The following is a 13,886-nucleotide window of genomic DNA, read 5'->3' on the forward strand; positions in this document are numbered from 1 at the left end:
CGGAACCTCATCGGTCCAGCGAGAGGTCGAACGAGCCGACAGTCGGCAAGCTCACGCCAGGTGTTCGGCCCGTAGCGCGGCGCAGGTCTCGCTGACGATGTCCAGGAGCTCCTCGACCCGGTCGCGGTGGGTGCGGTGGCTGACGACGCACACCCGGATCATGTACCGGCCGTCGATCCGCGTACTGGACAGCAGCGCGCGGCCCCGGGCCGTCACGCGGCGCAGCAGCTCGGCGTTGAAGGCGTCGGCGTCGCCTTCCTCGGGCACCCAGCGGAAGGCGACGGCGGTCAGGCTCGGTCGCCACGGGACCTCGAAGCCGTTCTTGCGCAGCGTGTCGTGCACCAGTTCGGCCAGGTCGAGCTTCTCGTCCAGAGCCTGGCGGAAGGCGTCGAGGCCGTGCAGTTTGATCGGCAGCCACAGTCGCAGGCCGCGGAAGTCGCGGGTCAGCTCAGGGGAGTATTCGGTGAAGTTGGGGATGTCGTCCTCGTCGCCGAGATCCTGCAGGTAGGCGGCGTCCATGTGGTGGGCCTGGCGCAGAAGGGCGCCGTCGCGCACCAGCAGCGCGCCGGTCCCGTACGGCAGGAACAGGGCCTTGTGCGGATCCAGGGTGATCGAGTCAGCCAGTTCGATGCCGCGCAGCCGGGCGCGTCCGCGCTCGGTGAGCTGGAACGGGCCGCCGTAAGCGGCGTCAACGTGGAACCACGCCCCGGCCTTTCCGGCGACGGCGGCGAGTTCGGCGAGCGGGTCGATCGCTCCGGTGTTCGTCGTTCCCGCGCTGCCGATCACGAGGAAGGGCCGCAGTCCGGCCCGCCGGTCGTCCGCGATCATCCGGGCCAGCGCGTCCGGGGCCATCCCCAGGTCCGGGCCCGCCGGCACGGCCCGTACGTGCGCGCGCGGGAGGCCCGCCAGCAGGGCCGCCTTGGCACAGGAGGCGTGGGTCTGGTCGGTGACGTAGACGGTGCCGTCGAGGAAGCTCTCGCCGAGCCGGGCGACCCGGGCGGTCACGATGGCCGAGAAGTTGGCCATGGAGCCGCCTGAGGTGAGGATGCCGCGCGCCTCCTCGGGGTAGCCGAACAGGTCGCAGAGCCAGCGGACGGCCGTGGCCTCGATCTGCGCGCAGGCCGGGGCCAGCTGCCAGACGGTGACGTACTTGTTCATGGCCGCGGTCAGGAAGTCGGCGAGCGCGGCGGCGTACAGGCCACCGCCCGGCACGTAGGCGAGATAGCCGGGCCCGGCGCTGGCGGCGCCGTCGCGGGCCGCCGCGTGCAGCGTGGACAGCAGGCCGGACAGCGGGCTGCCCAGCTCAGGGGCGGGCTCGCGCAGCGCCCCCGCCAGGGCGGCGGAGCGAGCCGGGTCGAAGGCGGGCAGCTCCGGCAGGTCGCGCAGGAAGTCCTCGACGAAGGCCAGCACGGCCTCGCCCATCAGGCGCACCTGCTCCGGGTTCGGTTCCAGGGGGTACTGCGTGGCATCTGACATGATCCGTATCCTTACATCGCGCTTGTGCCGGCCGAGCCCGCCGGACCGCGTCCGTACTGGGCGACCTGTCCACCGGCACTGTTGCCCGCCAGTTGGTACGCGGACGTCCCGGGTGGTGGTGTGCACAGGCGTTGATCGCCGCGAGGATCCGGCAGCGTCTCAGGATGGCGAGGCATGACTGAGGAAACAAGCAAAAAGCCAGGTCAGACGGCATCTGACCTGGCTGATCGTGTGTGCCTCCGGTCAGTCGTCCCAGCCGGGCGGGGGGCCGAGCGGCGCCTCGTCGCTGTCCACGAGCGTGCAGGCGGCGACGGGCCCGTTGGAGATGTTCGCCCAGATGCCGGCGGTCTTCTCGTCGGCGGAGACGCTGAACTCCAGCACCGCCGTCTGCCCGGGCTTGATCGCGGCCGGGTCGATGCGGAACCCCGGTTCGTCCGTGTTGGGCGGCCAGATGTGGAACGGCCTGCCGTCGGCCGGGTTCTGCGCTTCCTGCCGGGACAGGAAACTCGTGCTACGCGGCTGCGGCGAGCATCGCTTCCCTCCCGGGATGTAGTCGACGACCGCGTTTACTCCCATGCCTCGGAGCGTGGCCTCCAGCGGCTTGGGGTCCTTGGCCTGGTTGATGGTGATGGTGAGCGTCCCATCAGCGTTCTTCGACACCGCGTACGCGGGTGTCCCACCGCCGAGGAGAGCCGGGACGCCCACGGCCACCGCGACACCCAGGGCCAGTGCGGGGGCCAGGAGGGCGGGACGGACCAGGCGCCGCCGAGGGGCCGACCTGCGGATTTCCACCATGACGAACTCCTTGAGTAGACGCTGCCGGCCGTCCGGGAGTTGCGGTTCCGCCTCGAACGGCAGCAACCCGGCCAGGGACTCGCGCTCGGCCTTGTTCATCGGTTCTCCTCCCGTACGGACCGGACCACGCTGTCGTGGTCACCCTTTACCTGTCGCGACGCGGAGGCCTGTTGCCGTTCCGCGGCGAGTTTCTCCAGCTTCTTGCGCGCCCTGGACAGGCGGGACCTGACAGTCCCCACGGCGACGCCCAGCGCCTGGGCCGCCTCGGCGTGGTCGAGCCCCGACCACACGCAGAGCGCGAACACCTCCTGCTCCTGTCGGCGCAGCGAGCCGTAGGCCTGCTGGACCGCGGCCAGCTGCTCGGCGGCGTCGATGCGGCCGATGATCTGGTCGGCGAAGTCAGGGATGGGATGGCCCTTGGGCATCCTGGCCAGGGCGTCGTCGTACCGCCTCGCCGCCCGGCGCAGATTCCGCGCCACGTTGGTGGCGATCCCCAGCACCCATGGCCGCAGCGACCCGCCGTCGGCGTCGATCCGATGCCGCAGCCGCCACGCCTCGAGAAAGGTCAGCGACAGCACGTCCTCGGCGGCCGACCAGTTCCCGGTCAATCGGAAGGCGTGACTGAACACCGGCCGGGCCATCTCCTCGAAGAGCACCTCGAACGCCTCGGCATCCCCGTCACGTATCCGGGCGCGCAGTGACATGTCCATACACAAGCACTGTCCGACCGGTCACCCTCATTCCCGCCGGGTGCAGTACTAGAGCGGCGAGGTCATCGGCGGCAGACCGCCGCAGCACACTCACCCTCTTTGTACGCCATGAGATCTTCAACGGGGATGTCGGATTATTCGCGCTGCCCTGGCGAGGGCCGGCCGGCATCGAGCCCTCGCTCGATTCAGTCAGTAGAGGCGATCCAGAACTTGGGTGGATCCGCCACCGGATCGATCACACGCAATCGAGCCGCCGATGTGGGGTCGATGCTCTGCAGCGTGACCAATCTCTGGCCATCCGCTGCCTCCAGCACCGCCAAGGCGCCGGGGAGCCCCGCGGCGACCGTAGCGATGACAAGACCCATCCCCGCCAGGCCCCCGTGCTTGTGCGGATACTCGATCCGGTGCAGACCCGAGGCCGCGATTGCCGCAACCTCACGAGGGCGCTGCATCTGCCGCCCGTCGTTGGTCACGACCGCGTGGAATCCCTCGGCAGCCGCCAGCGGATAGAGGCTCTCGTCACGCGTTCCGGACCAGCCGGACAGGTCAAGCAAGTGAACAATCTCGTGGTCACGATGAAGGCGCTGAGAGCCTGGTAAAGCGGCTTGGGGACGTTCTCATCCAGCAGCAGCCTCACGCGGTCCTCTGGGAGGTTCGTAGCTGTCGACATAGTCGGCGAAGTCCGCAGCCTCCAGCGCGGCCGTCGCCGTGACACTCGGGTAGTAATCAAGGATCCGATCAGCGGGAACACCGTCCCTGAGAAGCGCGGCGACCTCGTCATAGGGCACCCGTGTGCCCTCTATGACCGGGATCCCACCCCGGACCGCCGGATCGACCGTCACATGGTCACGTGGTCGTAGGAGGTCAGGGATATGGCGCCCGTCACGATAGAACGGCCGCAAAACGTCCACCATTTCGTGGATGACGACGTTGGCCTTCTTGCGGACGAGGTCGACCGCCTGATCGGGTGCAACCAGGTAGATGCTGCTGCCGTCAGCCACCAGCCGGTAGGCCGAGAGGTGATCGCATTCGCCCAGGTCGTCGCGGAGCGTGTCCAACGCCCTTCTGATCTTCTGCAGCGAAGCATCGTTACGCAGCTTGACGCAGGTTCGCAACGCCATCACATCCCCGGAACGAGTACAGGACGGGGCGGACGGCGGAAATCTCCGGAACCAGCACGGCTCCACGGCCCGAACCAGCCTTCCGCCAGTGCGCGAGCTGGCGAAGCGTGGCACCCGACAGCGCCGCGGCGAGCTTCGGACTGTAGGACATCCGCATCACCTCCTCCACATTCGAGCACGCGGAACGCTACCCGGCCATCATCGCAAAGATCTCCTCGACGTTCATGCTCTTCAAAGCGCCCGGACGTCAGCACATCGAGCAGTTTTCCTGTCACAGCTTGTCACCAACAGCCCGCCGCCAACCTGTGGTGAGGGCGCCACCTCCGGGCCGCAGGTCAGCCGGCCACGCGGCTTGCCGCGTTCGTACGATGCTCGCCCTGGTCGACCTGCTCGGTATGGCGAACGACGTGCCGCATCCAGAGGCGGCGTGATCACGACGGAGCTTATCCACAGAACATGATTCGTGTCCGAGCCGCGCTCCTGAGGCCGTCCATCCTGTCTTCACAGCAGGAAGGAGAAGCGATGACTGAGCACTACACCGTGGCAAAGCTGCGGGAACGCGGCTGGAGTCCGGCCATGATCCGAGCGCTTCTAGGTCCGCCCGACAGGCTGGCGTCCAATCCCATGTTCCGGTCCGCGGCACCGATGCCACTGTACGAGACGGAGAGGGTCCTCATCGCCGAAGAGTCGGAGGCGTTCGCCGGGCTGCGCGACAGGGCCGAGCGAAGATCCCGGGCGGCGCTGCTCGCCGCAGATCGCAGGCGTGACGAAACGCTCAGGCGCATCGCTCGCGTGCCGATAACGGTGCCGGTCGTCGGCTGGGATGTGCTGACCCGCCAAGCGGTCGCACACCGGAACCGCCTTGATGCGGAGCGGGCCTGGGACCGGCCTGATCACATCCCGGCACCCGCCCGGGAAGGGGAGGTCGACGAGCCGACCCTGCAGAGATGGGTGGTCAACTACCTCCGCCACGAGCTCACTGCGTACAACAGTGAGCTGGAAGGACTGTTCGGCAGGGTCGGCCAAGCGGCGGGAATGCGCCTGCTCAGACAGCGCATCTACGAGGCCATCCCCCGCGTGTATCCCCGGCTGACGGACGAGTGCCGACGGCAGCTTCACTCGCGGGAGTCACCGAGCTCCGATGCCATCGGGATCGGCCGATGGCAGCCGGACCCTGGTGATCGCGATGCCTGACGCGCCATCACCTCTCGTACTGCCGCCGGCGGGCCTTTCCCCTTGAACGTGGACACCTTGGAGACTGGATCTTGAGGTCCAGGGGAAGAGATGTCCCTGATGGTGATGAAGAACTACCCGCCCGAGTTCAAGGCCGACGCGGTGGCACCAGGGTCCTCGACCCGATCCGCCGGCTCGGCACGGTGATCGACAACGACGTGGCGCCCAGGCCCTACGCCGACACGCTCGTCGACGCCCGGCATCAAGCTGTTCACCCGGAGCGCCTTCGCCGGCCAGGAATCGACGCCCGACGGGGCCTACGCCAACTCCTCGCCTCCGCCACCGAGGAGGACGTCGCCGCGATCTGTCCGAGAGCCGTCCGCGAGCGACTCGCGGCGGTCAAACGACAGTACGATCCCGCCCGCCTGTTCGCCGGCAACCACGACATCCGGCCTTCGCAGGGACGAGCGCCCTTCCCACGATGGCAGGCGGCGTGACCGTCAAGCCGACCGTGTCACCGCCGCCCAGCGCCACCGACGGTCCTGGACGATCGCCATGACGCCGATGACGAACAGCGCGACCGAGCCGGCCAGGGAGACGAAGAGCCCGTCGCTGACCCATCGGAGAACAGCCTCGTCAGAGTTCCGGACGGTGAGGAGCCAACTGGATCCGCAGAGAATCAAGCCGACCGCCCCCGGCACGACCTCGGCCTCGTTCGTCGTCTTGCCCGCGGTCAGTGCCGCGACCGCGAACATGGCACCGAGCCACGCGACGAAAAACGGCGCCACGCCGGCATCCTCGAACCCGGTCACCTCCTCGATCGCCGAACCGCGCACCAACATCTTGCTCCACGGCAGGAAAGCGCCGATCGCGATCACGACTGAGGAGACCAGAGCGGAACCGGCGAGCGCCCGGCTGACGGGCGGCGCAGGGGGCGGCATCGGCCGGCTGTGGGGATGAAACGGGGAATAGTGCGGACCAGGAACCTGCATGATCGCGATGGTAGCCAGGCGTCCTATGCATTCCCTATCACCGTTCTCAGGCTGGCGATATCCGGTTGGGTCACCGCCGGGCGGGACCCTAGGCTCGACCGCCATGAGCGAGATCGACTACCTGGCCGTCAATCGCGCCAACTGGGACGAACGCGTGGCCATCCACGTGGCCAGCGACTTCTACGACGTCCCCGGATTCAAGGCGGGCGGCGACCCGCTGCGGGACTTCGAGATCGAAGAGGTCGGCGACGTCGCCGGCAAGTCGCTGGCGCATCTGCAATGCCACTTCGGGCTCGACACCCTCGCCTGGGCGAGGAGAGGCGCCCAGGTCTGCGGGCTCGACCTGTCGGAGAAGGCCATCGAGACCGCCACCGCCCTGGCCGAGGAGTGCGGCCTGAAAGCCCGCTTCGTGGCCGCGGACGTCTACGACGCCCCCGCCGCGCTGGGCGGCGCCTACGACATCGTCTACACCGGGATCGGCGCGCTCGTCTGGCTCCCCGACATGCGGCGCTGGGCCGAGGTGGTAGCCACCCTGCTCAAGCCGGGCGGATTCCTGTACCTGTCGGAGTTCCACCCCTTCACCGACATGCTGGACGACGCCGAGGGGTCGACCGTCACGTTCGACTACTTCAGGAGCGATCCGCAGATCTGGGACGAGCCGTACACCTACACCGGCTCCGAAGAACTGGCCAACACCACGTCCGTACAGTTCCAGCACACCCTAGGCGAGGTGATCTCCGCACTGGCCTGGGCCGGGCTGCGCATCGACTTCCTGCACGAGCACGACCACACGCTCTTCAGGCGCTTCGGCAACCTGGAGGCCCACGGCCCGGTTTACCGGCTGCCGGAGGGCCGACCGCGCATCCCGCTGATGTTCTCCATCAAGGCGAGCCGACAAGGATCGGCGCCATGACCCGTCAGGACCTGCCCTTCCAGGCCGCCGTGTTGAGCCCGGAAAAACTGCCAGTGGTTCGCGAGGAAGTAATCTCAGTGCTTGCGGCCCTATCGGCCGTCATGGCGATCCGGATGTGGTCGACGCTGCCGGCCAGGGCGGCACACGATGTCACCGGCGAGAGCACGGAGGAGGCCGTGACCGACGCCTCGTCGTGACGGGTCATGACACACCTGTGAGCCTGCCGGACATGACCTAGACATGAACGTCACCGACACGGGGCCGCCGCGCACCCAGCGCTTCGCCCACCTCTACGAGCAGACGTATGCCGCATTGCTGCGGTTCGTCGAGCGTCGCGTCCACCCCTCCCACGCCGAGGACGTGGTCGCTGATGTGTTCCTCGTCGCCTGGCGGCGCCTAGATGACGTGCCGCCGGCGGCGGAGGAAGCGCGGGCCTGGCTGTTCGGCGTGGCGCACCTCACTCTGCGCAATGGGATGCGGGCCGACCAGCGGCGGCAGGCGCTCACCGTTCGCATCGCCGACAGCCAGCTGACCGGCGCCGCGGCGGCCGGGCTGGACCCCGAGTCGGTGGCACGCCGGCTCGACCTCGTCCAGGCGTGGCGGCGGCTCAGCCCGCTCCACCAGGAGGCGCTCGCCTTGGCCGTGTGGGACGGCCTCACAGCCCCACAGGCCGCGCGAGTGCTCGGCATTTCTCCCGTCGCGTTCCGGCTTCGGCTCACCCGGGCCCGGCGTGCTCTGCGCCGCCACGCCGACGCGGCCCCCGCCACTACGACCCAGCCCGTGGCAACCGCCACCGTGGACTCCCGGAGCATGCGATGAACGACACCCTCGACCACGCCCTGCGCGACCTCGACCCGGCCGTCACTCCCGCTGACCTGGATACCAACATCGACCCCAAGGCTCGGGCCCTGCTGGCGCGGGTGGTGGCCACCGACCCGATGGAGGCACCCGTACCGACGACCAGCAGCCCGCGCCTGCTCACCACCAGGCGCCTCACCGCTGTCGGCGCAGGGGTGGCCGTCGGCATCACGGCAGCGCTGCTGCTGCCCGGCGTGTTCGGTGGCGGCTCGGCGATGGCAGCGTGGACCGCGACGCCGCACACGGTGAGCGGTGACCGGGCCGCCGACGCCCAGGAGAAGTGCCTCGACAACGCTCGAGACACCGCCAAGCGCACAACCGGGCGCGAGCTCGGCTTCCGGCCCGTGGTGACCGAGGGCCGGGGGCCGTGGACGCTCGTCTACGTCAACGACGACAGCAGTTACCTGGCCGAGATCACTTGCCTGCTCCACGATGGCGACCTCGTCGGCTCGCACGGCAGCACGCCGGGGCCCGACGCACAACCGCTTCCGCCGGTTCCCGCGGAGTCGGCGCGGGCCGCCCTCGGCGCGGTCATGAGCACGAGTGAGGAGAGCGTGCGTACCGTGACCGGCAGGGTCGGTGCCGACGTGGTGGGTCTGGAGCTCTCCACGGAGGCGAAAGGCAGCGTGACCGCGACCGTCACCGGCGGCTACTTCGCGGCTTGGTGGCCGGACGCGCCGACGACGGAGCAGCGCGAGAGAGTTTCACCTCGTGGCGGTGTCAAGAGCGTCACGGCAATCCTTCAGGACGGGTCACGGCACAGCGTCTCCCTCGAGGAGCTCACCGGCCGGACGAGCGCGCAGCTGAATACGTCTGCCACAGGCGGCTCCACACGCGACTGACCTGGCCACCCGCGGCGGCGCCGGCCTCACAAGCCGGCGTGGCCGACGGGTGGAGCTTCGTTTCCCGGTTATCGGGCAACCTGGCGAATCAGGGCAAGCCAACGTCGCCTCCCACTCGCCGCCAGCGGTCCACAAGCTCAACGATGGTCGGCACGACGTGCGGCGACTCCTGTCGGTGTGCCCGCAGCTCAGGTAGCCCAAGGGCCGGCACAGCGTGGAGGTGCTGCAGCGGCTCTACCACCGTTGCATGGCCGCCTACGACGAAGTGTGGATCGAGCGGATGGACCGCGCCCGAGAGGACGACCGATGATCAAGGAATCGCGCATGACTCGCGCATCTCGTCTCACGGTGTCGCAGGATGGCAAGGTCACGTGGATACGGAAACAAAGCAAAAAGCCAGGTCAGACAATGTCCGGCCCGGCTGATCGTGAGTGCCCCCTGTAGGATTCGAACCTACGCACCCGGCTCCGGAGGCCGGTGCTCTATCCCCTGAGCTAAGGGGGCTCAACGAGAACCAAGGCTACCAGTATCCCGCACCCACTCCGCACCAGATAACCGTCCGCCAACACATCCACAGAAAACCCCACGTGACCGCCCCGCTACCGCTAGCTTGACCGCCGTGGGTGACGTTCTTGGCAAAGTTCTGGTCGTAGACGATGACGAGGTCATTCGTCAGCTCATCGCCGTCAATCTCAACCTTGAGGGGTTCGAGGTGGAGACGGCCACCGATGGGCAGGATTGCCTGGATCGGGTGCTGGAGGTGCGGCCGGATCTGATCACGCTCGACGTGATGATGCCGATGCTCGACGGGTGGACGACGGCGGCGCGGCTGCGGAACGACGAGGCGACGCGGCACATCAAGGTGGTGCTGATCACCGCCAGGGCGCAGGACGACGACAAGCGCCGGGGCAGGGAGATCGGGGTCGACGCCTATCTGACGAAGCCGTTCGATCCGGCCGAGCTGATCCAGGTGGTGCGGGACCTCGTCACGGGATGAGGCCGTCGCGGCGGGCGATGGCCGCGGCCTGGGTGCGGGTGGAGACGTCGAGTTTGGCGAGAATGTTGGAGACGTGGACGCTGACCGTCTTCTGCGCGATGAAAAGCCGGCCGGCGATCTCCTTGTTGGTCAGCCCTTCGGCGACGAGACCGAGCACCTCGTGCTCGCGGGCGGTGAGCAGGCCGTCGGTGCCGCCGCCGCCGAAGCGGGCGCGGCGGGCGAGGTCGGCGAGGGCGCGGCGCAGGGGTTCGGCGCGCAGGCGGGTGGCCGTCGCGTCGGCTCGGGACCATTCGGCCTCGGCGGCGTCGCGGTCGCCTGAGGCGAGGAGGGCTTCGGCGAGGCGCCAGCGGGCGCGGGCTTCCTCGTAGGGGAAGAAGGAGAAGGCGCCGGCGACCTGGCGCCACAGCTCGGGGTCGGGGCGGCCGTGGACGCGGTGCCATTCGGCCTCGGCGCGCAGCGCCCACGCCTGGCCCTCGGGGCCCATCTGGACGCGTTCGCCGACGATGCCGGACTCGACGGCGTGGCGGGCGGTGGCGAGGAGGTCGTCGGCGCCGTCGGTGGTGCCGAGCTCGGCGAGGGCCCAGAGGCCGACGGCGGCGATGCGGATGCTGGCGGCGTCGCCGGCGAGCAGGGCGTCGAGGGCGGCGCGTACGTGGTCGAGGGCGGCGGCCGGGTCGCCCTTCCAGAGGGCGTGCTCGGCGGCCAGGCCGCGGAACATGTAGGCGATGAACTGGTCGTGCCTGAACGGGCTCAGCCACTCCAGGCGGCTCTCCACGTCGGGGCTGCCTCGGCCGACCTCGATGAACAGGGCGAACGACGAAAGCGTGGCCTCCGGGATGGTGCCGACGCGGGCGGCGAAGCCGGACGCGACCGCCTCGGCCTGGTCCCAGTCGCCGGAGGCGTAGTGGATGAGGAAGCGGAGGAAGCGCAGCTCGGTGCCGTAGGTGCTCCAGTTGAGGCCGGTCTCGTAGGCGAGGCGGATGCCGGCGTCGGCGACCTCGGCCGCCTCGGCCATGAGGCCCTGGTCGTAGTGGATGCGGGCGTGGTGGAAGCGGGCGCGCAGGTCCATCGCCAGGTCGCCGGTGCGCTCGGTGGTGACGAGCCGCACCAGGTCGTGGGCCTTGGTGAGGCCGTGGTGGAGCTCGGTGTAGATGGCGAGGATGATCTGGGCGCTCGTCTCTGCGTCCTTGGCGCCGGCGCGGCGGGCGGTGTCGAGGGCGCGGTGGGCGAGCTCCTCGACCTCGGCGTGGCGTGGGGTCCACAGGAGGGCGCGGGCGTGCGTGGCCAGGGCTCTGGCCAGCGAGACCTGGTCGGACGCGGTCGCGACCGCGTGTTCGGCGGCCACCACGGCGGCGTCGAGGTGGTCGATCTCGGCGAGGTAGTAGGCGAGCCGTTCGCTCACCTCGGAGGTCTGCGGCAGGGCGCGCAGGGCGGTGACGGCGCGGTGGTTGTCGCCGCTGTCGGCGGCGGCGACGGCGCTGCGGAGGGCGATCGTCTCCCGGGTCTCGCCGGCCAGCTCCTCGGCGCGGTCGACGCGGTCCCACAGGCCGAGCGCGCGGTCGTAGTGGTTGTGGGCCTCGGCGGGGGCGCCGAGGCGCTCGGCCTGGCGGCCGGCTTCGGCGGAGGCGGCCAGCGCGCCGGCCAGGTCGTGGCCGGCGAGGTGGTGGTGGGCCAGCTCGGCGGGCGAGGTGAGCAGGCGGGCGAAGGCGGCGTGGAGCCGGGTGCGCTCGCCGGGCAGCAGGTCGTTGTAGACCGCCTCCTGCAGCAGGGCGTGGCGGAACGCGTAACCCTGGCCGTGGACGCGGAGCAGCCCGCGCGAGACGATCTCCCGCACCGCCTCCTCGAACTCCGGCAGCGGCAGCCCGGAGACCTCGCGCAGCAGCTCGTCCTCGACGCGGCGGCCGGCGACGGCGGCGGCGCGCAGCACCCGCTGGCCGGGCTCGGAGAGCACCTCGACCCGGGACATCAGCAAACTTGCCAGGCCGTCGGGCAGGTCGTCGCCCTCGGCCAGGGCGGCGAACAGCTCCTCGGCGTAGAACGGGTTGCCGTCGGCACGGCTGATGATCAGGCCGAGGTCGCGGGCGGCGACGGAGCCGAGCGTGGACACGTAGTCGGACATCTCGCCGGCGCCGAGCGGGCCCAGCTCGACGCTGGTGACGGTCGGCAGGCGCTTGAGCTCGGCCAGGACCGAGCGGAGCGGGTGGCGGCGGTGGATGTCGTCGGTGCGGTAGGTGCCGGCGACGCAGACCCGCTCGGTCTGCACCATGCGGCTGAGGAACACGAGCAGGTCGCGGGTGGACCGGTCGGCCCAGTGGAGGTCCTCGATCACGAACAGCACCGGCTGGACCTCGTTGAGCAGGCCGAGCAGCGAGCCGAACAGCCGCTGCTGGGTGAGGCCGGCCTGCGGGGCGGTCTCGGTGCCGGGCAGGAGCTGGCCGAGCAGCGGGTGGGCGGCGGCGGCCGCGGCCACCGCGGGCTCGGCGCCGCGCAGGGCGTCGGCCAGCGGAAGGTAGGGCAGCGTGTCGCCGAGCTCGGCGCACTGGCCGACGAGCACGCGGAAGCCGCGCTCGCGGGCCTCGGCCACCAGCTCGGTGGTGAGGCGGGTCTTGCCGATGCCGGCGTCGCCGCCGACGAGCGCGACCCCGGCGGTGCCGGCCGCGGCCGCTTCGAGCACGCGGACGAGCCGGGAAAGCTCGGTCGCTCGCCCGACGAGAGAACCGTTCACGCCGTCACTATGCCATGCGGGGCCGACAATCGATTGGCCCACCTCAAGCGGGGCGGATTGGCCCTTATATGGGGACCAAACGTGCTCGTACAGTCAGCGCATGGTCTCCCTCACGACGTTCCTGCTGTTCGCCACCGCTTCGCTCGCCCTGGTGCTGGTCCCGGGGCCCAACCACCTCTACATCACCGCCAGGGGGCTGGCCCAGGGCCGGTCGGCGGGCCTGGCGAGCGCGCTCGGGGTGGAGGCGGGCACGCTGGTGCACATCGCCGCGGCGGCGCTGGGGCTGTCGTACGTGATCTCGCAGTCGGCGACGCTGTTCGCGATCGTGAAGTGGGCGGGCGTCGCTTACCTCGTCTATCTGGCGATCAGGGCGTTCACCGCGAAGGACGACGAGACGACGCGGGAGCCGCCCCGGCAGCCGCTGCGGCAGGTGTTCCTGGAGGGCGTGCTGGTCAACGTGCTGAACCCCAAGGTGACGCTGTTCTTCCTGGCGTTCCTGCCGCAGTTCGTGGACCCGTCGGCGGGGTCGCCGGCGCTGCAGGTGGTGGTGCTCGGCCTCACGCTGCTGCTGCTCGGGCTGATCTCGGACGTCGTGTACGCGGTCGCGGCGGGCGCTCTGGGCGGCCGGCTCGCCCGCAGGGCCAGGACCTTGAGGTACGTGAGCGGTGTCGTCTATCTCGGTCTTGGCGTGGCCACCGCGTTCGCCGGGAGAAAATGATCGCATGGCGCCGAGGAAGCAGCAGGAGATCTTCGACGCGACGCTGCGTCTGGTGGCCGAGAAGGGCTACGCGGGGCTGACCGTCGAGGGTGTGGCGGAGCGGTCCGGGGTGAACAAGACGACGATCTACCGGTGGTGGCCGTCGAAGGCGGCGCTGCTGGGCGCGGCGCTGGTCGAGGCCGACCTGCTGGGGTTCACGGCGCCCGACACGGGGAGCCTGCGCGGCGACCTGGTCGCGCTGGTGGAGGGGGTGGTGCGGCTCCTGTCGGAGCCGCCGGCCGCGGATGTCGCGGTGGCCGCGCTGGGCGCGGCGGTGGAGCATCCGGAGCTGGACGCGCGGCGGTTCTTCGCCGACCGGTTCGCCAGGGAACGCGAGATCTTCGAGCGTGCGGTACGGCGGGGCGAGCTGAAGGAGTCGGTCGACCCGATGCTCGTGGTCGACCTGCTGGCCGGGGCGGTGTGGGTCAGGTCGGTGTTCCGGGGGGTGCCCCTGCCTGACGGGTTCGCGCGGGACGCGGTCGCGGCGGTGCTGGACGGGGTCGGCTGAAGGCCGCGTACGGCGGGAG

General features: G+C 70.0%; 16 protein-coding genes and 1 tRNA gene. 9 read left to right on the forward strand and 8 right to left on the reverse strand.

Annotated features, from left to right (window positions below; translation table 11 throughout):
* Positions 1 to 51 precede the first annotated feature (51 nt).
* The 5 genes from FR742_RS30370 to FR742_RS30390 form a co-directional block, all read right to left on the reverse strand.
* On the reverse strand, positions 52 to 1,476 hold the full coding sequence (locus FR742_RS30370) for an aminotransferase class V-fold PLP-dependent enzyme (protein ID WP_148034112.1): 1,425 nt from the start codon (positions 1,474 to 1,476) through the stop codon (positions 52 to 54).
* A 243-nt stretch (positions 1,477 to 1,719) separates the two neighbouring features.
* Positions 1,720 to 2,370 (reverse strand): hypothetical protein, encoded by a 651-nt coding sequence (locus FR742_RS30375; RefSeq protein ID WP_148034113.1) that lies wholly within the window; start codon positions 2,368 to 2,370, stop codon positions 1,720 to 1,722.
* Positions 2,367 to 2,981: an RNA polymerase sigma factor gene (locus FR742_RS30380; protein ID WP_148034114.1), complete on the reverse strand. Its 615-nt coding sequence runs from the start codon at positions 2,979 to 2,981 to the stop codon at positions 2,367 to 2,369. Before FR742_RS30380 ends, FR742_RS30375 begins: the two co-directional genes overlap by 4 nt.
* A gap of 185 nt (positions 2,982 to 3,166) precedes the next feature.
* Positions 3,167 to 3,535: a hypothetical protein gene (locus FR742_RS30385; RefSeq protein ID WP_261808821.1), complete on the reverse strand. Its 369-nt coding sequence runs from the start codon at positions 3,533 to 3,535 to the stop codon at positions 3,167 to 3,169.
* 63 nt (positions 3,536 to 3,598) lie between these two features.
* On the reverse strand, positions 3,599 to 4,102 hold the full coding sequence (locus FR742_RS30390; RefSeq protein WP_261808822.1) for a DUF433 domain-containing protein: 504 nt from the start codon (positions 4,100 to 4,102) through the stop codon (positions 3,599 to 3,601).
* Between the two features lie 522 nt (positions 4,103 to 4,624).
* On the opposite strand from FR742_RS30390, the gene FR742_RS30395 reads away from it, so the two are divergent.
* Together FR742_RS30395 and FR742_RS44770 are read left to right on the forward strand one after the other, a co-directional pair.
* Positions 4,625 to 5,296, forward strand: a complete 672-nt coding sequence (locus FR742_RS30395) for a hypothetical protein (RefSeq protein WP_187281365.1) — start codon at positions 4,625 to 4,627, stop codon at positions 5,294 to 5,296.
* Between the two features lie 182 nt (positions 5,297 to 5,478).
* Positions 5,479 to 5,772, forward strand: a complete 294-nt coding sequence (locus tag FR742_RS44770; RefSeq protein WP_187281366.1) for a hypothetical protein — start codon at positions 5,479 to 5,481, stop codon at positions 5,770 to 5,772.
* A gap of 3 nt (positions 5,773 to 5,775) precedes the next feature.
* Here the strand turns inward: FR742_RS44770 and FR742_RS30405 are convergent, their stop codons facing one another.
* Entirely contained in the window at positions 5,776 to 6,267 is a 492-nt protein-coding gene (locus FR742_RS30405) for a hypothetical protein (RefSeq protein ID WP_148034115.1), read from the reverse strand.
* Positions 6,268 to 6,370: 103 nt separating this feature from the next.
* On the opposite strand from FR742_RS30405, the gene FR742_RS30410 reads away from it, so the two are divergent.
* From FR742_RS30410 to FR742_RS30425, 4 genes are read left to right on the forward strand one after another with little or no spacing between them, the layout of a single operon-like run.
* Entirely contained in the window at positions 6,371 to 7,180 is an 810-nt protein-coding gene (locus tag FR742_RS30410; RefSeq protein WP_148034116.1) for a bifunctional 2-polyprenyl-6-hydroxyphenol methylase/3-demethylubiquinol 3-O-methyltransferase UbiG, read from the forward strand.
* The gene (locus FR742_RS30415) at positions 7,177 to 7,377 is read left to right on the forward strand and encodes a hypothetical protein (RefSeq protein WP_148034117.1); all 201 of its coding nucleotides are present in this window, start codon (positions 7,177 to 7,179) and stop codon (positions 7,375 to 7,377) included. The genes FR742_RS30410 and FR742_RS30415 overlap by 4 nt, the downstream gene beginning before the upstream one ends.
* A 43-nt stretch (positions 7,378 to 7,420) precedes the next feature.
* The gene (locus FR742_RS30420) at positions 7,421 to 7,999 is read left to right on the forward strand and encodes an RNA polymerase sigma factor (protein WP_148034118.1); all 579 of its coding nucleotides are present in this window, start codon (positions 7,421 to 7,423) and stop codon (positions 7,997 to 7,999) included.
* Positions 7,996 to 8,880: a hypothetical protein gene (locus FR742_RS30425; protein ID WP_148034119.1), complete on the forward strand. Its 885-nt coding sequence runs from the start codon at positions 7,996 to 7,998 to the stop codon at positions 8,878 to 8,880. The genes FR742_RS30420 and FR742_RS30425 overlap by 4 nt, the downstream gene beginning before the upstream one ends.
* A gap of 432 nt (positions 8,881 to 9,312) precedes the next feature.
* Here FR742_RS30425 and FR742_RS30430 read toward each other — a convergent pair.
* Positions 9,313 to 9,384, reverse strand: a tRNA-Arg gene (locus FR742_RS30430).
* 115 nt (positions 9,385 to 9,499) lie between these two features.
* Here FR742_RS30430 and FR742_RS30435 point away from each other — a divergent pair.
* Entirely contained in the window at positions 9,500 to 9,877 is a 378-nt protein-coding gene (locus FR742_RS30435) for a response regulator transcription factor (protein WP_148034913.1), read from the forward strand.
* Here the strand turns inward: FR742_RS30435 and FR742_RS46440 are convergent.
* Positions 9,867 to 12,602, reverse strand: a complete 2,736-nt coding sequence (locus FR742_RS46440; RefSeq protein ID WP_148034120.1) for a helix-turn-helix transcriptional regulator — start codon at positions 12,600 to 12,602, stop codon at positions 9,867 to 9,869. The two genes, FR742_RS30435 and FR742_RS46440, sit on opposite strands and share 11 nt — an antisense overlap.
* A gap of 100 nt (positions 12,603 to 12,702) precedes the next feature.
* On the opposite strand from FR742_RS46440, the gene FR742_RS30445 reads away from it, so the two are divergent.
* Both FR742_RS30445 and FR742_RS30450 read left to right on the forward strand, forming a co-directional pair.
* Positions 12,703 to 13,320 carry a LysE family translocator gene (locus FR742_RS30445; protein ID WP_148034121.1) on the forward strand — a complete coding sequence of 206 codons (618 nt, stop codon included), beginning with the start codon at positions 12,703 to 12,705 and terminating at the stop codon, positions 13,318 to 13,320.
* A gap of 4 nt (positions 13,321 to 13,324) precedes the next feature.
* On the forward strand, positions 13,325 to 13,867 hold the full coding sequence (locus FR742_RS30450) for a TetR/AcrR family transcriptional regulator (protein ID WP_148034122.1): 543 nt from the start codon (positions 13,325 to 13,327) through the stop codon (positions 13,865 to 13,867).
* The last annotated feature ends 19 nt before the right edge of the window (positions 13,868 to 13,886 follow it).

Origin of the sequence: Nonomuraea sp. C10, from assembly GCF_008017515.1 — a bacterium.
Lineage (GTDB): Bacteria > Actinomycetota > Actinomycetes > Streptosporangiales > Streptosporangiaceae > Nonomuraea > Nonomuraea ferruginea.